Below are 21,365 nucleotides of genomic sequence, written 5' to 3' on the forward strand. Positions count from 1 at the left end.
TTGTTGTCTTACCGGGATTGGGTTTATGCCGTGCTAGCATTCCGCGCCATGCGTATTTCTTTAATGGGCCGTTTTGTGACGGTCAGCCTTGCCCTGTTTTCTGCATCATCCGTTTTCGCGGCGCGGCTGGAGGTGAATATCGAGCCTTCCAGCCGCGCGTTGCGCGAGAACGTGGAAAACCATATCGGCGATCTGGGGGAGCGCGACGAGCGCGAATTGCTGCGTTACAGTCGCATCGCCCGACAGCAGGCGGAAAAGGCCTTGCAGGCCCTGGGTTATTACAACGCCACGATCGAAACCGAAGTGCAGGGCGGCGATGAGCCGCGCCTGATCTTACGCATCGCGCGTGGCGAGCCGGTGCGTCTGCGCATCATCAACCTGCGGGTGGACGGGCCGGCGGCGCAGCTGAGTGCCTTCGAAGTCCCGCGCGATACGCTCAAGAGTGGGGCCGTGCTCAATCATGGCCGTTATGAAGAGGTCAAGCAGCGCATTCTCAACCAGGCCTCGCGCTACGGCTTCTTCGATGGCCGTTTCGCCTACCAGCGCCTGGCCATCGACCCGGTGGAGAATGCCGCCGATGTCGAGCTGGTATTCGACAGTGGACCGCGTTACCTGTTGGGCGCGGTGAGCTTCGAGGGCGATTCGCCGTTCGATCCCGACCTGCTGGCGCGCATGGTGCCGTTCGAGGCCGGCACGCCCTACGATTCGGAACGGGTCGCCGAGCTTAATCAGGCGATGCAGTCCAGCGGCTATTTCGAAGGCGTACGGGTCGATGCCAACCCGGCCAATGCCGTGCAGCAGCGCATCCCGGTGGTGGTCCAGCTGGCCACCCGCGACCCCCGCACCCTGGGCCTGGGGCTGGGCTTTTCCACCGACGTCGGGCCGCGCATGCGCTTTGATTTCCGTCGCCACTGGGTCAACCCGCAAGGCCACAGCTACGGCCTGGAGAGCGAGCTGTCGGCGCCACGGCAGAATGTCGGGCTCTGGTACGACGTGCCGCTGGACCCGCCACTCACTGACAAGCTGCGCTACGCCGGTGGCTACCAATATGAAGAGCTGGGCGACAACGACAGCCTCAGCCGCCTGCTGACGGTCGGTCCCGAATGGCATCGCAAGCTGCCCAGCGGCTGGCAGCGTGTCTGGTCGCTGAAATGGCGTCACGAACAATATGAGCTGGGTGACGATTCGGGCGTCAGTACGCTGCTGATGCCGGGCATCGCTTACAGCTTTTTGCGCAGCGACAACCGCATCGATCCCAGCCAGGGCTACCGGTTGGAATTCGAGCTGGGCGCGGCCAAGGATGGGGTTTTTTCCGATGCCGATCTGATCCATGCCAACGCAACGATCAAGGGCCTGACGACCCTGTTCGACCGGCACCGCTTCCTCGGGCGCGCGCAGATCGGCGGCAACTGGACCAACGAATACACCAACGTGCCGCCGTCGTTGCGCTACTTCGCCGGTGGCGACCAGAGCGTGCGCGGCTATGACTACCAGAGCCTGTCGCCGACCAACTCCGATGGCGACCGCATCGGTGGCCGCTACCAGCTCGCCCTCAGCGCTGAATACCAGTACGAGGTGGTCGAAAAATGGCGCGTGGCGACCTTCTACGACCAGGGCAACGCCTTCAATTCGCTGGATTTTCCGACGCTCAAGAGCAGCGTCGGCCTGGGCGTGCGCTGGGTGTCGCCGGTGGGGCCGATTCGGGTCGACCTGGCCCATCCGCTGGATGGCGACGGTGGTGTGCGCCTGCATTTTTCCATGGGGCCTGAACTGTGAGGCGAGGGCTGCGAATTCTTTCATGGACGCTGGTGCTGCCGCTTGCGCTGGTGCTGCTGGTGGTCCTGGCGCTGGGTGTGCTGCTGGGCACAACGGCGGGCGGACGCTGGGCCTTGGGGCAGGTCCCCGGTGTGCAGGTCGAACAGTTCCAGGGGCAGCTGGGCAGTCGCTGGCAGGCCGAGCGGCTGGTCTGGGAACAGGACGGCAACCGGGTTGAGGTAACTGCGCCCCGGTTGGACTGGTCACCGCGCTGCCTGCTGCGTATGGCGCTCTGTATCGAAGTGCTGCAGGCCAGTGATATCGACCTGGTTTTCCCGCCAGGCAGCGATGAAGCGGCCAGCGAGCCTTTCAGCCTGCCGGACATCCAACTGCCGCTGGAGCTGCGTATCGAGCGAATCGAAGTGGGGCGGGTGCGGCTGAATGCGGTCGAGCAGCTGCAGAGCCTGCAATTGCGCGCGGATTGGCGCCGTGACGGCCTGGATATCAGAACCCTGCAGCTGCGCCGCGAAGACCTCACCCTGGCTCTTGCCGGGCGCCTGCGACCCGACGGCGATTGGCCGCTGGAGCTGCATGGCGATGCGGCCATTCACCTGCCCGAAATGCCGGCCTGGACGCTGAAGATCGTCGTGGACGGCGAGTTGCGTGAACACCTGGCGCTGGCCGTGCAGAGCCAGGGCTATCTGGATGCTGCGCTCAGGGGCCGGATACGTCCGCTGGAGACCGATCTGCCGGCGAACCTGCAACTGACCGTGGACGGCTTCAAGGCCAGCCCGGAACTGCCCGATGCCTTGCGCCTGGAACGGCTCGAACTCAGCGCACAGGGCAATCTGGATGATGGCTACCGCCTTGCCGGCGACGGCAGCCTGCAAGGCGAGGGCGGCGCGGTCGCCATCGTGCTGGAGGCCTTGCTCGATGCCGCCCAGGTGCGTGTCGATACACTTCGGCTGGTCGCCGGCGAGGAACAACGGATCGATCTGAACGGGCAGCTGGGCTGGACCGAGGGCATTCGCGGCGAAGCGGATCTGGCCTGGCGCGACTTCCCCTGGCGCCGGCTCTATCCCGAGGTGGACGAGCCGCCCGTGGCGCTGCGTCGGCTGGATGCGCAACTGCAATACGACGATGGCAACTACCTGGGCAACTTCGACGCGGCGCTGACCGGCCCCGCCGGGGACTTCAGCCTGCAAAGCCCCGTCAGCGGCGATCTGGGCATCGTCCATCTGCCGCAATTGCAACTGATTGCCGGCCAGGGCCGGGCCAGCGGCAATCTCAGCCTGGGCTTCGCCGATGGCATCGACTGGAACACGACCCTGACGCTGAGCGCGTTCGATCCTTCCTACTGGGTGGCCGAATTGCCCGGACAGCTCGGCGGCACCCTTGCCAGCCGAGGCGCACTGCGCGATGAAGCCTTGCAGGCGGAGGCGCGGCTGGATCTGGCGGGCACTTTGCGCCGGCAGCCGTTGCAACTGCAACTGGACGCCAACGGCAAGGATGCCGCCTGGGATGTACCTCGGCTGGAGCTGCGCCTGGGCGACAACCATATTCAGGGCAGTGGTCGCTGGGCCGAGACGCTACGGGCCGACCTGCAACTCGCTCTGCCGCGTCTGGCGCAGCTCTGGCCGGGGCTGCAAGGGCGACTGGCGGGTAATCTCACACTGGCGGGCACCCCGCAGGCGCCGCAGGGCGAGCTGAAGCTCGACGGCAGCTCGATCGCCTTGCAGGACAACCGGGTCGAGCACCTGGAGCTGAGCGCGGCAGTGGGGGAAGGGCAGCGCGGCCAGCTCCGGCTGAGCGCCGGGAACCTGCAGGCAGGAGATACCGAGCTGGGTGATCTGCAACTGGCTGCCGAGGGCACACAGCAGGCGCATCAGGCCACAGTGCAACTCAAGGGCGGGCTGCTCGATCTGTCACTGGCTGTCGATGGCGGACTGCGTGGCGATGACTGGCGCGGGCGTCTGCGCAGCGCCGAGCTGCAGGCCGAGGGGCAGCAATGGGCGCTGCGCCAGCCGGCGTCGCTGGAACGATTGGCCAGCGGCACTTTCACCCTCGGTGCGCACTGCTGGGCGAGCGGGCCGGCGACCCTGTGTGCGGACAACCAGCGCCTGCTGCCCGATCCGCAGCTGCGTTATCGCCTGCGTGATTTCCCCCTGCAATCGCTGGCCAGCTATCTGCCTGACAACCTGCGCTGGCTGGGCGAGGTCAATGCCGATATCTCGCTGGATCTGCCGGCTGCCGGCCCGAGTGGCAATATTCGCGTGGATGCCGGCCCCGGTACGCTGGAACTGCGCGATGGCGAGCAGTGGCTGGAGTTCCCCTATGCCACCCTGGCCCTGACCAGCGAGCTGTCGCCCCGGAGCATCGACAGCCACCTGCGTTTCGAGGGCGGCGAACTCGGCGCGCTGGAACTGCGCCTGGCCATCGACCCTGCCAGCGAAGCCAAGGATATAGAAGGTGATTTCCGCCTGAGCGCTCTCGACCTGTCGGTGGCGCGACCCTTCGTTACCGTGGTCGATAGGCTCGAAGGTCAACTCAACGGCAGTGGCCAGCTGTCCGGCTCCCTGCAGCAGCCCTGGGTTCGCGGCGAGCTGCGCCTCGATGGCGGTGAAATCGCAGGGAGCGAATTGCCGGTCAGCTTCGAGCAGTTGCAGATTCGCGCGCTGATCGATGGCGAACAGCTACGGATCGATGGCGACTGGCGCAGCGGCGAGCAGGGGCGCGGCGAAATTGCCGGCACCTTGGACTGGCGCGATACACCGGACCTGGACATCGCCGTGCGTGGCAGCCATCTGCCGGTAATCGTCGAGCCCTATGCGGAACTGGAAATCGAACCTGATCTGCGTTTGCACCTGGCCGGTGAAAAGCTCGCCGTGAGCGGAAAGCTGAGTGTGCCCCGTGGTGAAATCGTCGTGCGCGAACTGCCGCCGTCCACGGTCACGGTGAGCAGCGATGCGCAGATCGTCGGTGAGGAGGCCGAAGAGGCGCAGACGCCGCTGGCGATCCACATGGACATCGACGTCGAGGTTGGCCAGGAGCGCCTGCGCTTTTCCGGTTTCGGCCTCAGCGCCGACCTGGCCGGCTATCTGCACATTGGTGACGACCTCGACGCCCGTGGTGAACTCAATCTCAACAATGGCCGCTACCGGGCCTATGGCCAGCGTCTGACCATCCGTCGGGCGCAGCTGCTGTTCACCGGCGTGCTGACCCAGCCGTTCCTGAATATCGAAGCCATCCGCCGCATCGAGGCCGACAACGTCACCGCCGGCCTGCGCATCACCGGCAGCGCCGAACAGCCACGGGTGGATGTCTTCGCCGAGCCGGCCATGAGCCAGGAGCAGGCGCTGGCCTATCTGGTGCTGGGACGTCCGCTGGGCGCCGATACCGGGGACAACAACATGCTGGCGCAGGCGGCGCTGGGGCTGGGGCTGGCGGGCAGCGCCTCGATCACCGGCAACGTCGCACAGCGTCTCGGTATTCAGGATTTTCAGCTCGACACCGAAGGCAGTGGTGACGCTACCAGCGTTGTCGCCAGTGGACGTCTGACGGATCGCCTGACGCTGCGCTACGGCGTCGGCGTGTTCGAGCCGGCCAACACCGTCGCACTGCGTTACCAACTGACCCGGCGCATCTTCCTCGAAGCCGCCAGCGGCCTGGCCAGTTCGCTGGATATCTTCTACCGCCGCAACTTCTGATGGAAAAGGGACCTGTCGTGCGAAGCATGGCCTGGTGTCGGAAAATGGCTGCTTTTGTGTCCGCGAGCTTCCAAACGGGCGCCACGCTCATCCCCCTGTCTCCGCTCGCTGGCTCGACTGTAGGGCCGAATTCATTCGGCCACCTGCGTGCACAACGGTCGAACAAGTTCGACCCTACGACAGCGTCAGACCGTAGCCTGGATTAGCCGAAGGCGTAATCCGGGTTTCAGAAGGCGTGATCCGATGATTCGTTACCTGACGTTCCGCTTGTCAGGTCTTCTTCAGCGACCAGTAACTCGGCCTGAACAGATCACGCTCGCCCAGCGCAACCACCCCAGCGGCATAGGCGGCCAGCACCAACGTGATATACAGGCACAGCTGGAGCAGCCCGTGTGGTGCCGGCAGCCAGTGCAGTGCGGCGGCAATGGTCGCGCCTATGACCAGCCAGCGCAGCAGCACGGCGATTCCCAGGCCGTGGGGTGTGGCGCGGTAGACGTACAGCCCCATGAAGACCGCCTGCAGGATCGCGCCGCTGGCGAAGGCAATGGCCAGCCCTTCGGCGCCATAGGAGCGATAGAGCAGGGCGTCGAGGCCGATGGTCATCGCCGAGCTGATCAGCGTGATGACCAGGAACAGTCGTGCCTGATGCTGGGCCAGCAGGGCGCGACCCCACAGCAATGCCAGCCCCATCGCCGGCAGGCCCAGCGCGTATAGCACCACCAGCGAGGCGGTGGATTCGGTTTGCGCGGCGCCGAACTGGCCCCGCTCCAGCAGCACCGACACCACCGTATCGGGAAAGGAGCAGAGCACTACCGTGGCCGGGAACAGAAACAGCAGCGTGGCCAGCAGGCCTTTGCGCACCACGCTGGCGTGGCCATTGTAGTCTTCGTCGTTCCAGCTCGATACGAAGCGTGGAAAGAGCACTGCCAGCACCGCCAGGGCATAGAGCGTGAGTGGAATGCTGACGATGCGGAAGGCGAACGAGAGCATAGTGATGCTGCCTTCTTCGAGATAGGAAGCGAAGACGCGTTCGGCCAGGATGCAGCCTTGCTGCGCGCCGGCCGCCAGCAGCACCGGCGCGAAGGCCAGTCCGAAACCGCGTCCATGGTTCTCTGTCGGGGGGCTGAGCTTGCGCGGAACACGCAAACAGGTGATGCGCCGATGCTGGACCAGGATCAATCCCAGTTGCGGTAGCAGCATGCCGATGAAAATCACCATGCCGCTGGGCTGGAACAGCACGATGGCGATTATTGCGCCGGCGTTGAGCAGCACCGTGCGGGTCATCGGGAGGACGAAGATGTCATCCATATTGAGCAGCGCGCCCTGGCAGTAGAGCACGGCCTGTACCGCGATCAGCAGCGCCCCGACGCAGAACACCAGTTGCCCGGCCTCGAGCTGCACGGTGCTCCAGCCGGGGGCCAGCAGCCCGAGCAGCCAGTAGCTGGCGACGATGGCGATGACACTGACCAGGATGCCCATGAGCATCACGCGCCAGTAGAGCCAGCGGGCCACGGACGCGAACAGCGCCTCGGACTGGCTGCGCAGCTTCTGCAGATAGGGAATCATCGCATCGCGCAGGGCGAGGCCGAGGAAGTTCTCGAAGAAGACCGGCAGGATCAGCGCCACGAAGATCAGGTCCGCTTCCCAGCTCAGACCGAAAGCCCTGGCGATGAACAGGTCACGCAGGAAACCGAGCAGAAAACTGGCGACAGTCAGCGCCAGGATGATCATTGATGCGTTCATTCCTTGATCCTGTACCGGCCATCATCGATTGGCCTGGATTGACGTATCGCATCGTTGAGAGGATGGATGCGAAGGTACACAACAGACCCTAAGACTGGATGGTCGAAGCATGGTTCCAGCGGGGTTGAGGGCGCTTTGCCGACCGTTGAACAGCGAGAACATGCCCGGATACGTAAAAATGCCGTAAATCCTCTTTGCGAGTGGGCCGCGACTGCTTATGGTTCACGCTCTTTTCCAGGCGAACAGCGTTCATGTCCGAGGCAAACACTTCTTCCAGCGGCTCCCTGCGACGCGGGCTGGTCATCCTTCTCGTTGTGGCAGCCGCCGTGCTGCTGATCTGGTGGCTATGGCCCGGCGCCGATGAAAAACCCCAGCAGCCCAGAGGACCACGCGGCATGCTTGGTGGTCCGACGCCGGTGCGTGTCGCGCCTGTAGAGAAAGGGCGATTCGAGGTCTACGTCAAAGCGCTCGGCACGGTCACGCCGCTGAATACGATCAACGTGCGCAGCCGGGTAGCGGGTGAACTGGTGGAGGTGCGTTTCGATGAAGGTCAGCGGGTCGAGGCTGGCGATCTGCTGGCGGTGATCGATCAAAGGCCCTACCAGATCGCGCTGCAGCAGGCCGAGGGCACCCTCCAGCAGAACCGCGCCCTATTGCAGAATGCCGAAGTCGACCTGAAGCGTTATCAGGGCCTGTTCGCTGACGACAGCATCGCCAAGCAGACTCTGGATACCCAACAGGCGCTGGTCAGCCAGTATCAGGGCACTCTGGCGTCCAACCAGGCGGCGGTCAACGAAGCCCGCCTGAACCTCAAATTTACCGAAATCCGGGCGCCCATCGACGGTCGCGTGGGCCTGCGCCAGCTGGACTTGGGCAATCTGGTGGCGGCCAACGACGCCACGCCGCTGGTGGTCATCACCCAGACTCAGCCGATGGCGATCAGCTTCACTCTGCCCGAAGGCGAGCTGCCGCCGGTCATCAGCCGTTTTCGTCGTGGCGATGAGCTCCAGGTGCAGGCCTGGGACCGTGGCGAGCGGGTGCTCTTCGGCGCGGGTGTGCTGGAGAGCCTCGACAACCAGATCGACGTGACCACCGGCACCCTGAAGCTCAAGGCGCGCTTCGACAACGAGGCGGAGCTGCTGATCCCTAACCAGTTCGTCAATGTACGGCTGCGTGTGGAAACTCTCGACGATGCCACCCTGATCCCTTCCGAGGCTCTGCAGTTCGGTTCGCGCGGCCACTTCGCTTATGTCGTCGGGGACGATGCCAAGGTCCAGTTGCGCATTCTCGATGTGGGACCCAGCAACGGCGAACAGACCGTGATCAACGAAGGCCTGGTCGAGGGCGAGCGGGTGGTGCTGGAAGGCACCGACCGTCTGCGTGACGGTACTGAAGTGGAGGTGGTCGATCGCCGGAAGCTCGCCGAAGAGGCAGCGGAAAATCCCGTGATCGAAACCCAGGGTGGCAGCGGGCGTCCGGCGCGATGAATATCTCGCGGCTGTTCATCCTGCGGCCTGTGGCGACCACCCTGAGCATGGTCGCCATCCTGCTGGCCGGTCTGATCGCCTACCGCATGCTGCCGGTGTCGGCGCTGCCGCAGGTGGACTACCCGACCATCCGCGTCATGACGCTGTATCCCGGCGCCAGTCCGGACGTGATGACCAGTGCCGTCACCGCGCCGCTGGAACGCCAGTTCGGGCAGATGCCGGGCTTGACCCAGATGTCCTCCACCAGCTCCGGTGGCGCTTCGGTAATCACCCTGCGCTTCTCCCTGGACGTGGCGCTGGATGTGGCCGAACAGGAAGTGCAGGCCGCCATCAACGCCGCCGACAACCTGCTGCCCAACGATCTGCCGGCGCCGCCGGTGTACAACAAGGTCAACCCGGCGGATACCCCGGTGATGACCCTGGCGATCACTTCCGAGAGCCTGGCGCTGCCGAAATTGCACGATCTGGTCGACACGCGCATGGCGCAGAAGCTGGCGCAGATCAGCGGCGTGGGCATGGTCAGCATCGCCGGTGGTCAGCGTCCGGCGGTGCGTATCCGGGTCAACCCCGAGGCATTGGCGGCCTATGGCTTATCGCTGGCTGACGTTCGCTCGCTGGTCACCAGTTCCAACGTCAATCAGCCCAAGGGCAATTTCGACGGCCCGACGCGGGTGTCGATGCTCGACGCCAACGATCAGCTGAAGACGCCCGAGGAGTACGCCGAGCTGATCCTGTCCTACGAGAACGGGGCCACGCTGCGTCTGAAGGACATCGCCGATATCATCGACGGCGCTGAAAACGAGCGCCTCGCCGCCTGGGCCAACGAAAGCCAGGCCGTGCTGCTGAATATCCAGCGCCAGCCGGGCGCCAACGTCATCGAGGTGGTCGAGCGCATCCAGGCGTTGTTGCCCGAGGTCAGTGCGAGCATGCCGGCGGGCCTCGACGTGGTGGTGCTGACCGACCGTACCCAGACCATCCGCGCCGCCATCACCGATGTGCAGCATGAGCTGCTGCTGGCGACCTTCCTGGTGGTGATGGTCACCTTCGTCTTTCTCAAGCGCCTCTCGGCCACCGTGATTCCTTCCATCGCCGTGCCGCTGTCTTTGATCGGCACCTTCGCGGTGATGTACCTGGCCGGCTTCTCGCTGAACAACCTGACGCTGATGGCCCTGACCATCGCCACCGGCTTTGTGGTGGACGATGCCATCGTCATGCTGGAAAACATCGCCCGTCACGTCGAAGACGGCGAAACGCCGTTGCAGGCCGCGTTGAAAGGCGCGCGGCAGATCGGTTTCACCCTGATTTCGCTGACCCTGTCGCTGATCGCCGTACTGATCCCGCTGCTGTTCATGCAGGACGTGGTAGGGCGGCTGTTCCGCGAATTCGCCATCACCCTGGCGGTGGCCATCCTGATTTCCCTGGTGGTGTCGCTGACCCTGACGCCGATGATGTGCGCCAAACTGCTCAAGCCCGCCACTGTGGACGAGGCCAAGCCGGACTGGGTCGAGCGTCTGATCGGCGGCTACGCCCGCTGGCTGACCTGGGTGCTGAAGCACCAGACGCTGACCCTGCTGGTGGCGGTCGGGACCCTGGCGCTGACCGTGGTGCTCTACCTGGTGGTGCCCAAGGGCTTCTTCCCGGTGCAGGACACCGGCGTCATCCAGGGTATCAGCGAGGCGCCGCAGTCGATTTCATTCCGCGAGATGAGCGAGCGTCAGCAGTCGCTGGCGCGGGTGATCCTGGCCGATCCGGCGGTGGTCAGCCTGTCGTCCTATATCGGTGTGGACGGCGACAACGTCACCCTCAACAGTGGCCGGCTGCTGATCAACCTCAAGCCCCACGGCGAGCGCGACGTGACCGCCAGCCAGGTCATCGACCGGCTGCGACCGGAGCTGGCGAAGCTGCCGGGCATCGAACTGTACATGCAGCCGGTGCAGGACCTGTCCATCGAGGATCGGGTCAGCCGCACCCAGTTCCAGTTCAGCCTGGAATCACCGGATACCGCGCTGCTGCAGGAGTGGTCGCCGCGCCTGGTGGCGGCGCTGCGTGAGCGTCCCGAACTGACCGATGTCGCCAGCGACCTGCAGAGCGACGGCCTGCAGATCTTCCTCGACATCGACCGCGACGCCGCCGCGCGGCTCGGCATCGGGATTTCGGCGATAACCGATGCGCTCTACGATGCCTTCGGCCAGCGGCAGATTTCTACCATCTTCACCCAGGCCAGCCAGTATCGCGTGGTGCTGGAAGCCGAGGCGGGCAATCGGATCGGGCCGCAGGCGCTGGAGCAACTGTTCGTGCAGAGCGAGGGCGGCACGCCGGTGCGGCTGTCGAGCCTGGCGCGCCTGGAGCAGCGCAACGCGCCTCTGCTGATCAACCATATCGGCCAGTTCCCGGCGGTGATGCTGTCGTTCAACCTGGCCGATGGCGTGTCGCTGGGCCATGCGGTGGAAATCATCGAAGCAGTCGAGGCCGAGATCGGTCTGCCAGCCGGCATCCAGACGCGCTTCCAGGGCGCGGCTGCGGCCTTCCAGGCGTCGCTGTCGAGCACGTTGCTGCTGATCCTGGCGGCGGTGGTGACCATGTATATCGTGCTGGGCGTGCTCTACGAGAGCTATATCCACCCCATCACCATCCTCTCGACACTGCCCTCGGCGGCGGTCGGCGCGCTGCTGGCGCTGCTGCTGACCGGCAACGACCTGGGCCTGATCGCCATCATCGGCATCATCCTGCTGATCGGCATCGTCAAGAAGAACGCCATCATGATGATCGACTTCGCCCTGGAGGCCGAACGTCATCAGGGCATGAGCCCGCAGGACGCCATCTACCGTGCCGCGCTGCTGCGTTTCCGCCCGATCCTGATGACCACCCTGGCCGCGCTGTTCGGCGCGGTGCCGCTGATGCTCGCCTCCGGTTCCGGCGCGGAACTGCGCCAGCCGCTGGGCCTGGTGCTGGTCGGTGGGTTGTTGCTCAGCCAGTTGCTGACCCTGTTCACCACGCCGGTGATCTACCTGTTCTTCGACCGGCTCGGCAATCGATTGGCCCGGGGGGATGGGGTGGGGCGGGAGGTCGAAGCATGACCGCTTCGAAAAAGCGCTGGAGGCTGGAGGCTGAACGAAGAAGCTGGCTCTCCATTCGTCCAGCCTTCAGCCTTCAGCCTCCAGCGGCTTTCCCGCTATGAACCTCTCCGCCCCCTTTATCGCCCGCCCCGTGGCGACCATGCTGATGAGTCTGGCGATCCTGCTGCTGGGCGGGGTGAGTTTCGGTCTGCTGCCGGTGTCGCCGCTGCCTAACATGGATTTTCCGGTGATCACCGTGCAGGCCAGCCTGCCGGGGGCCAGCCCGGAGATCATGGCCTCCAGCGTGGCGACGCCGCTGGAGCGTTCGCTCGGCAGTATCGCCGGGGTCAGCCAGATGAGCAGCCGCAGCAGCCAGGGCTCGACGCGGATCATCATCCAGTTCGACCTTGAGCGCGACATCAACGGCGCCGCGCGGGATGTGCAGGCGGCGATCAACGCTTCGCGCAACCTGCTGCCCAGCGGGATGCGCAGCATGCCCAGCTACCGCAAGGTCAATCCGGCGCAGGCGCCGATCATGGTGCTGTCGCTGACCTCCGCGGTGCTGGACAAGGGCCAGCTCTACGACATCGGCTCGACCATCCTGGCGCAGAAGCTCTCGCAGGTGCCCGGCGTCGGCGAAGTGCAGGTGGGCGGCAGTTCGCTGCCGGCGGTGCGGGTCGAACTGCAGCCGCAGCAACTGGAACAGTACGGGGTTTCCCTCGACGAGGTGCGCCAGACCATCGCCAACGCCAACGTGCGTCGGCCCAAGGGCATGGTCGAGGATGACCATCGCCACTGGCAGGTGCAGGCCAACGACCAGTTGCATCGGGCCGAGGACTACCTGCCGCTGATCATTCGCCATCAGGAGGGCGCCGCGCTGCGCCTGAGCGATGTGGCCAGGGTGCGCGATGCGGTGGAAGACCGCTACAACGACGGCTTCTTCAACAATGACCGCGCCGTGCTGCTGATCATCAACCGCCAGGCCGGCGCCAATATCATCGAGACCATCGAAGGCATCCGCGCCGAACTGCCCGCGCTGCAGGCCATCGTGCCGGCCAGCGTCAACCTGGCGGTGGCGATGGATCGTTCGCCAGTGATCCGCGCCACCCTGCACGAGGCCGAGCGCACGCTGCTGATCGCCGTGGGGCTGGTCATCGTGCTGGTGTTCCTCTTCCTCGGCAAGCTGCGTACCGCGCTGATTCCGGCGCTGGCGGTGCCGGTGTCGCTGGTCGGCACCTTCGCGGTGATGTACCTGTTCGGCTTCTCGCTCAACGTGCTGTCGCTGATGGCGCTGATTCTCGCCGCCGGCCTGGTGGTGGACGATGCCATCGTGGTGCTGGAGAACATCGCGCGGCATATCGACGAGGGTGTACCGCCCATGCGCGCCGCCTATATCGGCACCCGCGAGGTGGGCTTCACGCTGCTGTCGATGAACCTCTCGCTGGTGGTGGTGTTCATTTCCATCCTGTTCATGGGCGGTATCGTCGAGCGCCTGTTCCGCGAATTTTCCATCACCCTGGCGGCGGCCATTCTGGTGTCGCTGCTGGTCTCGCTGACGCTGACGCCGATGCTCTGCGCGCGCTGGCTGAAACCGCACGACCCTGAGCATGACGGTCGTCTGCATCGCTGGAGCCATGAGGCTCATCAATGGCTGCTGCGCCATTACGACCGCTCCCTGGGCTGGGCGCTGCGGCATCGGCGCATCACCCTGATCAGCCTGCTGGCGACCATCGGCCTGAACGTCTTCCTCTATATCGAGGTGCCGAAGATCCTGTTGCCGCAGCAGGATACCGGCCAGCTGACGGGCTTTATCCGTGGCGACGATGGCCTGTCGTTCCAGGTGATGCAGCCGAAGATGGAAATCTACCGGCAGGCCGTGCTGGCCGATCCGGCGGTGGAGAGCGTCGCCGGTTTTATCGGTGGCAGCGGCGGCATCAATAACGCCTTCATGATCGTCCGGCTCAAACCGCTGGAAGAGCGCAAGATTTCCGCACAGAAGGTCATCGAACGGATTCGTGCCAATCAGCCGAAAGTGCCGGGCGGGCGCATGTTCCTCATGGCCGACCAGGATTTGCAGTTCGGCGGTGGCCGCCAGAGCAGTTCGCAGTATTCCTACAACCTGCTGGCCAGCGACCTGGCCGACCTGCGCACCTGGACGCCGCTGGTGACGCGGGCGCTGATGGCCTTGCCGGAGCTGACCAGCATCGATGCCAATGACGGCGAGGGCGCGCAACAGATCAGCCTGAAGATCGACCGCGACGAGGCCAAGCGCCTGGGCATCGACATGAGCACGGTGACCACGTTGCTCAACAATGCCTTCAGCCAGCGGCAGATTTCCACCATCTATGAGTCGCTCAACCAGTACCGGGTGGTGATGGAGATCGATCCGGCCTATGCCCAGCATCCCGAGGTGCTGGAGCAGATCAACGTCATCACCAGCGATGGCCGGCGGGTGCCGCTGTCCGCGTTCGCCCGTTACGAGCGCAGCCTGGAAGAAGACCGTGTCAGCCATGAAGGCCAGTTCGCCGCGGAGAATATCGACTTCGATCTGGCGCCGGGTGTCAGCCTCGATCAGGCAACGCGGGCGATAGAGCGCGCGGTAGCCGCCATCGGCATGCCCAGTGAAGTGCAGGGGCGTTTGGGTGGCTCCGGTAGCGCCTTTGAAAGCACTCAACAGGGGCAGCCGCTGATGATCCTCGGCGCGCTGGTGCTGGTCTACATCGTGCTGGGCATTCTCTATGAGAGCTACATCCATCCGCTGACGATCCTCTCCACGCTGCCTTCTGCGGGGGTCGGGGCCCTGCTGGCGATCATTCTGATGCGCGAGCAGTTCAGCCTGATCTCGCTGCTCGGGCTGTTCCTGCTGATCGGCGTGGTAAAGAAAAATGCCATCCTGATGATCGACCTGGCGTTGCAGTTCGAGCGCAACGACAAGCTGCCGCCGGCAGAGTCGATTCGCCGTGCCTGCCTGCTGCGCTTCCGCCCGATCCTGATGACCACCCTGGCGGCGATCCTCGGCGCGCTGCCTCTGCTGCTGGGCGGTGCGGAAGGCGCCGAGATGCGCCAGCCGCTGGGCCTGACCATCATCGGTGGACTGATCCTGAGCCAGATTCTGACGCTCTACACCACGCCTGTGGTCTACCTGTACCTGGACCGCCTGCGCCATCGTTTCAACGGCTGGCGTGGTGTTCGCACCGATGCCGCAATGGATAATCCGCTATGAGTTCGCTATTCCCCCTGCGCCCCCTGGCCGTGCTGGTCATGAGCCTGTCCCTGGGAGCCTGTACCCTCGGCCCCGACTACCAGCGCCCGGATCTGCCGACGGCTGGCGAGTTCAAACAGGCCGAAGGCTGGAAGCCGGCCACGCCCGCCGACCAGTTTCTTGGCGGGCCATGGTGGCAGCTGTACGAGGATGCCGAACTGGATGCCCTGGTAGAGCGCCTGAATGTTTCCAACCAGAATCTCGCCGCAGCCGAGGCGCAATATCGCCAGGCCAGGGCGCTGGTGCGCGGCGCCAGGGCCGGCTTCTTCCCGTCGCTGTCCGGCAATGTCGGCAAAACACGTTCCGGTCGGGGCACAGGCAGCAGTACCACAACGCTGCCGGATGGCTCCACGGTCACCAGTGCTGGCGGCGGCGGGGTTTCCCAGAGCTACGATCTGAATTTCGCCGCCAGCTGGGAGCTGGATCTCTGGGGGCGCCTGCGCAGGGGGCTGGAGTCCAGTCGCGCAAGCATGCAGGCCAGTTCCGCCGACCTTGCGGCGGTGCGGCTGAGCCTGCAGTCGGAACTGGTGCAGAACTACCTGCAGTTGCGGGTGCTCGATGCCCAGAAGCGCCTGCTCGACGCCACGGTGCAGGCCTACGCGCGTTCGCTGCGCATCAGCGAGAATCAGTACCGTGCCGGAATCGTGCCCAGATCCGATGTCAGCCAGGCGACGACCCAGCTGAAAAGCACCCAGGCTCAGGCCATCGATCTCCAATACCAGCGTGCCCAGCTGGAACATGCCATCGCGGTCCTGATCGGTGTGCCGCCTTCGGAGTTGTCAGTGGCCGAGGCGGAGGATATTCCGCGCCTGCCGCAGATTCCCGGTCTGCTGCCGTCGCAACTGCTGGAACGGCGCCCTGATGTGGCGGCTGCCGAACGTTCTGTCATGGCCGCCAATGCCGAGATCGGTGTGGCCAAGACCGCCTGGTTTCCCAATCTCAGCCTGAGCGCGGCGGGCGGTTATCGCAGCGGCACCCTGGATGACTGGATCCAGACGCCCAACCGCTTCTGGTCCATCGGGCCGGAATTCGCCATGACCCTGTTCGATGGTGGGTTGATCCGCTCGCGGATCGAACAGGCCGAAGCCAGTTACGACCAGACCGTGGCCAGCTATCGGCAGACGGTGCTGGACAGTTTCCGTGAAGTCGAAGACAGCCTGGTGCAGTTGCGGGTGATGGCCGAGGAAGCGCAAGTGCAGCGCGAAGCGCTGGAGGCCGCACAGGAGTCGCTGCGCCTGATTGAAAACCAGTACCGCGCCGGCACCGTGGATTTCCTCAGCGTGGTCACCGTGCAGACCACCGCGCTGAACAATGAACGTACCAGCCTGAGCCTGCTGGGCAGCCGCCTGACCTCCAGCGTCCAGTTGGTGACGGCACTGGGCGGTGGCTGGCATAGCGAGCAGTTGGCCGAGGAAGCGCTGGCCGAATGAATTCGGCCCTGCGTTTGCTGCTGTGTCGCTGGCTGTAGGTATTTGGCCATGCACCGCCTGCGCTGCTCGCAGGGCCGAACGTGTTCGGTCTTGTTGCGAATATATTCATCAGCCAATCCTGGCTTTTTACCTCCATGTGCCCAGAGAGCAAAAAATATCTGCTTTCAGCGGGCGGAAGATGTGACTCCTGCGGTTTTGCGCAGTCTCACCAGACATACAGGGCACGCCAGGCTTGGGAAAGCCGCTTCGCCTGCCCTGTATGGTGTTACAGGCCAAGCCCAAAGGCGGGGGTGCATGGATAGATTCGTTCAATCTTCCCCATGACCTTTGTCTGTTTCCACAAGAAACCAGGGCAAGGCAGACTTTCAACCAGCCCCATAACCCTCGGGGCAACCAGTGTGTTATGCCAATGGAGGCAATTGTGAATTTCCCGCATCAGGTCTACCTCGCCGAGTTTGCTCTGCAGCACGCACGTCGCGGAGTCGTCACTTACTACTACATGGCCAGCGCCGTAAAGCGGAGCATGTCTCCCAAGGTAGTGACCTCCTGATTAGATAGCGGATCTTCATCATTTGGAAGGCCCTTCGTCCGGGCCTTCTAATGCAAGTAATGTAAGGCCTCTACGGTATTCGTCGAGGCCGCCTGGACGAATCGTTCATAATGCTTGTCCGGCCTCAAGCTCTGCAGGCATTCAATGAAAAACAACTGGTCAGCCTTTCCCTGGGTCTGTTTCGCCATGTGCGTAGGCGTCATGGGAACGGCGCTCATTTCCCCTCTCTATCCTCTGTATCAGGAAGCCTGGCAGTTGCGCACCAGCGAGATTTCGCTGATCTATGTGCTGTACATGCTGGGTGCCTTGTGTGGCCTGCTGTTCATGGGGCGTCTGTCGGACACCTTGGGCTTCCGTGCGGTGATGCTGCTCGGGCTGCTGCTGGGCTGGTGCGGGACGTTGCTGACGATGCTCGCCTGGGACCTGTCGAGCCTGAATGTCGGGCGCTTTGCCGTAGGGCTTTCTTCCAGCCTGATCGTTACCAGCTCCACGGTAGGGTTGATGCAGATATCCAAAGGCGACAATTCGCAGTGGGTATCGATGATGACCAGCTTCCTGCTGGCTTTCGGCTTCGGGCTGGGGCCGCTTACCGGCGGGGTCATCGGCCAATGGCTGCCGCATCCGCTGGTCGTGACCTATATCCCGACCCTGGTGCTTTGCGTGCTGGCGGGCTATGCGTTGCTGCGCATCGAGCTCAAACCCCATGCGCTAGCTACGACGGGTACAGGGCTTGGTTGGCGGGCTTTTATTCCGCGCCTGACCTGGACGGCTCGGAGCGATACCTGGCCTTTTATCCTGACCTGTGCCTGCCCGTTTTTCGCCTTCGGGGTGTTCGGCCTCTATGCGTCCATGGCACCGTTGTTCCTGGAAAAGATGCTGCCCTGGCACGGGCCGGTGGTGAGCGGGACCGCCATCGGCGTGATCCTGCTGGCTTCGGCGGGAACCCAGTTGCTGTGTGCCCGGCTTCCGGTGCGCTGGTGCGGCCTGCTTGGCCTGCTGGCGATCGTTCTCAGCAATGCCTTGCTGATCCTCAATTTCAACGCCGGCTCCAGCCTGATGTTCATCATCGGCGTCTGCTCCACGGCGCTCGGTCATGGCTTGTGTCTGCTGGGCGGGATCAGCATGGTCAACCGCATCGCCAGCCCGGCCCAGCGTTCCGGCCTGATTTCCACCTACCTTGTATGTGGCTACGTCGGCAGCATCGCGCCGCTGTTCGGTGTCGGCTGGATCGCCGACCATTATGGCCTGCCCACGGCGATCACCCTGTTCGGCGGTACGGTCATCGCCTTGGCTTCGCCGCTTGCGCTGTGCTTCTTCCTCCACTCAAGGATGCGTGGGGGCTGAAGAACTGCGCAGTTTCTTGGCGCGGGCTTCGAGCAGGATATAGACCAGCGTCGCGAAGAGCAGCGGGATGAGGAAGTAGATCACGCGGTAGCCGATAAGTCCGGCAACGATGCTGCCCTTGCTCATGTTGCCGGCGAGCAGGGCGACGAAGACGGCTTCGATGACGCCCAGGCCGGCGGGGATATGAGTGATCACCCCGGCGATGCTGCTGATCAGCAGGATACCCAGTACCAGCGGGTACTCGACATTGCGCGAGAGCATGAAGTACACCACCAGGGCCATCAACGACCAGTTGGCGGCGCCCAGCAGCATCTGGATCAATGCCAGCCGCCAGGAGGGCAGTTCGATCTCGTGCCCGCGAATGGACCACTGCCGGCGTTTGGAAAAGCGGCATAGCCCCAAGTAAAGCAGGCTTGTCGCGATCAGGAGCACGCCCAGCAGGCGCAGCGCGCTCGCGCCGATCTGCCAGTCCGTTGGTGGCTTGATCCAGCCCATGACGAAGATCGCACCGGCCAGCCAGAGGTAGCCGACCCAGTTGGTCAGCACGCTCATGGTGAAGATGCGCGTGATCTGTGCGGTGCCCAGACCCAGACGTGAATAGAGCCGGTAGCGCAAGGCGATGCCGCCGACCCAGGCACTCAGGTTGAGGTTGAAGGCGTAGCAGACGAAGGTGATGGGGATGACCTGCCTGACCGGCAGATGATGACCGACATAGGCCTTGCCGAGAACGTCGTAGCAGCAATACACGGCATAGCTGACCAGCGCCGCGCCACCGGCCAACAGCAGGGTTTGCGCGCTGTAGCCGCGCAGGGTTTCGCTGACTTCGGCCCAGTCCAGGCTCCGCGCCAGGCCGATCAGCAGGCCGGCGACCAAGAGGAAGAAGGCATAGGTGAGCACTTTTTTTATTGTCGGCCAGCGCCGTTTCCAGACACTGCGAGGCTCATCACTCATGGCATGTCGGTTCATCGATGGTCTCGCTGCAAAGGCGTGGGAGCGGGTTCCAGCGGCTCGGGGGCGAGCAACTGCATCCTGGGTTTGTGTGCCGGGAAAAAGCCCACCAGCTGCGGAAAGTGGCGAAGGAAGTGGAAGATCAAGAAGGCCAGTGGCGCGCGCCACCAGAAGCCGCGAACGATCCGTTCGAGCGGGATTCGGCGGCAATCCTCCTGCAGCAGCCTGTCAAGGCTTTCGTGCAGTCTGCGGTTGAAGCTGTGATCACGAATGATCAGGTTCGCTTCCAGATTCAATGACAGGCTGAGGGGGTCGAGATTGCTCGAACCCACGGTCGACCATTCGTAGTCGGCCAGTGCGACCTTGCCATGCAGCGGGCGCCGGCAGTATTCGTGGATCTCCACGCCGGCGTTCATCAGGTAGTTGTAGAGCATGCGCGCGCCGAACTTGGCGATGGGCATGTCGGGTTGGCCCTGCAGGATCAGACGCACCCGCACGCCGCGCCGCGCCGCGTTGCGGATCTCGCGCAGCACCCGGTAGCCGGGAAAGAAGTAGGCATTGGCGATCAGCAGGCGCGAGCGCGCGTCGCGTATGGCCTGCAGATAGTGCTGTTCGATGTCGTTGCGATGGTCGTCGTTGTCGCGGGTGACGAAAAGCGTCCGCGCCTCGCCACGATTGATCCCGACGAAGCCGTTGCTCTGGACGCGGACCCGGCGCTGCCACCAGCGCCGTCCGGCCTGAGGGGGCGCGATATTGGCCAGGGCAAAGCGATGGATGTCGTGGACCACTGGCCCTTCGACCTGCAGGGCGTAATCCTGTTTGGCTTCCGGGCCGAATTCCGCCAGATGATCCGCCGAGAAGTTGATCCCGCCGATAAAGGCCAGTTCGCCATCCACTATCACGAGCTTGCGGTGCATCCGGCGGAACACGTTGATGCGCTTGCCGAGCAGGCGCTTGCCCGGATCGAACATATGGATGCGCACGCCGGCCTGGACCATGGCGCAGGCAAAATCGCCGTTGAGGTCGGCCGAGCCGTAGCCATCGACGGTCACCTCGACGCTGACGCCACGCTCAGCCGCACCGATCAGGACCTCCTGCAGCTGGGCGCCGACCTTGTCCTTGTAGAAAATGAAGGTTTCCAGCAGAACTTCCTTTTTCGCCGCGGCAATGGCCTCGAAGACCGTCGGGAAGAATTCCTCGCCGTTTTCCAGCAACTGAAGACGATTGCCGTCTCTCCAGTGAAAGTTCATAGCCTTATCTCCACCGCCAGGGGCAGATGATCGGACAAGTGCGTCCAGGGTTTGTTGCCCAGGATTTGCGGCTCATGGCTGGTGGCGTTGCGCACGTAGATGCGGTCCAGGCGCAGCATGGGCCAGCGTGCGGGAAAGGTCTTGGCCACCTGACCGTGAGAGAGGGCGAACACCTCGTGCATGCCGGCGCAACGATTGAGGGTCCGGGCGGCTTTCAGGCGCCAGTCGTTGAAGTCGCCGGCAACCACCACAGGTGCGTTTTCGGGTAGCGAATCGAGCAGTTGGCAGAGTAGTTCGAGCTGCTTCTGGCGATGCGACTCGCGCAGGCCCAGGTGCACGCAGATCGCATGAAAGTCATTGTGCCCCGGCACCTGCAGAATGCTGTGCAGCAGGCCGCGCCGCTCCGGGCCGCCGATGGACACGTCGAGGTTTTCGTAGCGTGTGATGGGGAATTTGGACAGCAGCGCGTTGCCGTGATCGCCATCCGGATAGACCGCGTTGCGACCGTAGGCGAAGTCGGTCCAGATGCTGTCGGCAAGGAATTCGTACTGTGACATCTTCGGCCAGTCCTGAAAGCGCAGGGCGTGCTTTTCATGGGTGCCCAGCACTTCCTGGAGAAACACGATGTCGGCTGATACGGAGCGCACCGCTTCACGCAGCTCCGGCAGGATGAAGCGCCGGTTCAGCGCGGTGAAGCCCTTGTGGGTGTTGACGGTGAGGATGCGGACCGACTCCACCGCAGTGGCCAGGTGGCTGTCCAGGTCGGCGCTGTGCAGATGCTGATTTTTGTCCAGAGTCACGCAGCGGCTCCTTCAGGCTGGCCGGCACGGGCT

Annotated in this window: 11 protein-coding genes; 7 read left to right on the plus strand and 4 right to left on the minus strand. The window is 63.9% G+C overall.

Annotated elements, in window-relative coordinates; all coding sequences use genetic code 11:
- The first annotated feature begins 54 nt into the window (after window positions 1-54).
- Both ACYCFC_RS05555 and ACYCFC_RS05560 read left to right on the plus strand, forming a co-directional pair.
- Window positions 55-1,776, plus strand: a complete 1,722-nt coding sequence (locus ACYCFC_RS05555; protein ID WP_459653956.1) for an autotransporter assembly complex protein TamA — start codon at window positions 55-57, stop codon at window positions 1,774-1,776.
- Window positions 1,777-1,784: 8 nt separating this feature from the next.
- Window positions 1,785-5,462, plus strand: coding sequence for a translocation/assembly module TamB domain-containing protein (locus ACYCFC_RS05560; protein WP_459653957.1), 3,678 nt, complete (start codon window positions 1,785-1,787; stop codon window positions 5,460-5,462).
- 270 nt (window positions 5,463-5,732) lie between these two features.
- Here the strand turns inward: ACYCFC_RS05560 and murJ are convergent, their stop codons facing one another.
- On the minus strand, window positions 5,733-7,205 hold the full coding sequence (gene murJ / locus ACYCFC_RS05565) for a murein biosynthesis integral membrane protein MurJ (RefSeq protein ID WP_459653370.1): 1,473 nt from the start codon (window positions 7,203-7,205) through the stop codon (window positions 5,733-5,735).
- Between the two features lie 251 nt (window positions 7,206-7,456).
- Here murJ and ACYCFC_RS05570 point away from each other — a divergent pair, with 251 nt between their 5' ends.
- The 5 genes from ACYCFC_RS05570 (at window position 7,457) to ACYCFC_RS05590 (ending at window position 18,334) form a co-directional block, all read left to right on the plus strand.
- A complete protein-coding gene (locus ACYCFC_RS05570) occupies window positions 7,457-8,692 on the plus strand; it encodes an MdtA/MuxA family multidrug efflux RND transporter periplasmic adaptor subunit (RefSeq protein WP_459653371.1) in 1,236 nt (411 codons plus the stop codon).
- Window positions 8,689-11,769 carry an MdtB/MuxB family multidrug efflux RND transporter permease subunit gene (locus tag ACYCFC_RS05575; RefSeq protein WP_459653372.1) on the plus strand — a complete coding sequence of 1,027 codons (3,081 nt, stop codon included), beginning with the start codon at window positions 8,689-8,691 and terminating at the stop codon, window positions 11,767-11,769. Before ACYCFC_RS05570 ends, ACYCFC_RS05575 begins: the two co-directional genes overlap by 4 nt.
- Before the next feature lie 97 nt (window positions 11,770-11,866).
- A complete protein-coding gene (locus ACYCFC_RS05580; protein ID WP_459653373.1) occupies window positions 11,867-14,971 on the plus strand; it encodes an efflux RND transporter permease subunit in 3,105 nt (1,034 codons plus the stop codon).
- On the plus strand, window positions 14,968-16,440 hold the full coding sequence (locus tag ACYCFC_RS05585; RefSeq protein ID WP_459653374.1) for an efflux transporter outer membrane subunit: 1,473 nt from the start codon (window positions 14,968-14,970) through the stop codon (window positions 16,438-16,440). The genes ACYCFC_RS05580 and ACYCFC_RS05585 overlap by 4 nt, the downstream gene beginning before the upstream one ends.
- A gap of 694 nt (window positions 16,441-17,134) precedes the next feature.
- On the plus strand, window positions 17,135-18,334 hold the full coding sequence (locus ACYCFC_RS05590; protein ID WP_181084255.1) for an MFS transporter: 1,200 nt from the start codon (window positions 17,135-17,137) through the stop codon (window positions 18,332-18,334).
- Here ACYCFC_RS05590 and ACYCFC_RS05595 read toward each other — a convergent pair.
- The 3 genes from ACYCFC_RS05595 to ACYCFC_RS05605 are packed head-to-tail and all read right to left on the minus strand — an operon-like array spanning window position 18,314 to window position 21,332.
- Window positions 18,314-19,300 (minus strand): lysylphosphatidylglycerol synthase domain-containing protein, encoded by a 987-nt coding sequence (locus ACYCFC_RS05595; RefSeq protein ID WP_459653375.1) that lies wholly within the window; start codon window positions 19,298-19,300, stop codon window positions 18,314-18,316. The genes ACYCFC_RS05590 and ACYCFC_RS05595 overlap by 21 nt on opposite strands.
- Window positions 19,297-20,532, minus strand: a complete 1,236-nt coding sequence (gene clsB, locus ACYCFC_RS05600) for a cardiolipin synthase ClsB (protein WP_459653376.1) — start codon at window positions 20,530-20,532, stop codon at window positions 19,297-19,299. Before clsB ends, ACYCFC_RS05595 begins: the two co-directional genes overlap by 4 nt.
- Window positions 20,529-21,332, minus strand: a complete 804-nt coding sequence (locus tag ACYCFC_RS05605) for an endonuclease/exonuclease/phosphatase family protein (RefSeq protein ID WP_181084251.1) — start codon at window positions 21,330-21,332, stop codon at window positions 20,529-20,531. Before ACYCFC_RS05605 ends, clsB begins: the two co-directional genes overlap by 4 nt.
- Between the last annotated feature and the right edge of the window lie 33 nt (window positions 21,333-21,365).

It is taken from the genome of Stutzerimonas sp. NM35 (assembly GCF_054604355.1).

What these genes read in the sequence shown, in the direction of transcription:
- murJ (WP_459653370.1), bottom strand. Translation starts at nt 7,205, where the DNA reads ATGAACGCATCAATGATCATCCTGGCGCTGACTGTCGCCAGTTTTCTG.
- ACYCFC_RS05570 (WP_459653371.1), top strand. Translation starts at nt 7,457, where the DNA reads ATGTCCGAGGCAAACACTTCTTCCAGCGGCTCCCTGCGACGCGGGCTG.
- ACYCFC_RS05575 (WP_459653372.1), top strand. Translation starts at nt 8,689, where the DNA reads ATGAATATCTCGCGGCTGTTCATCCTGCGGCCTGTGGCGACCACCCTG.
- ACYCFC_RS05580 (WP_459653373.1), top strand. Translation starts at nt 11,867, where the DNA reads ATGAACCTCTCCGCCCCCTTTATCGCCCGCCCCGTGGCGACCATGCTG.
- ACYCFC_RS05585 (WP_459653374.1), top strand. Translation starts at nt 14,968, where the DNA reads ATGAGTTCGCTATTCCCCCTGCGCCCCCTGGCCGTGCTGGTCATGAGC.
- ACYCFC_RS05590 (WP_181084255.1), top strand. Translation starts at nt 17,135, where the DNA reads ATGAAAAACAACTGGTCAGCCTTTCCCTGGGTCTGTTTCGCCATGTGC.
- ACYCFC_RS05595 (WP_459653375.1), bottom strand. Translation starts at nt 19,300, where the DNA reads ATGAACCGACATGCCATGAGTGATGAGCCTCGCAGTGTCTGGAAACGG.
- clsB (WP_459653376.1), bottom strand. Translation starts at nt 20,532, where the DNA reads ATGAACTTTCACTGGAGAGACGGCAATCGTCTTCAGTTGCTGGAAAAC.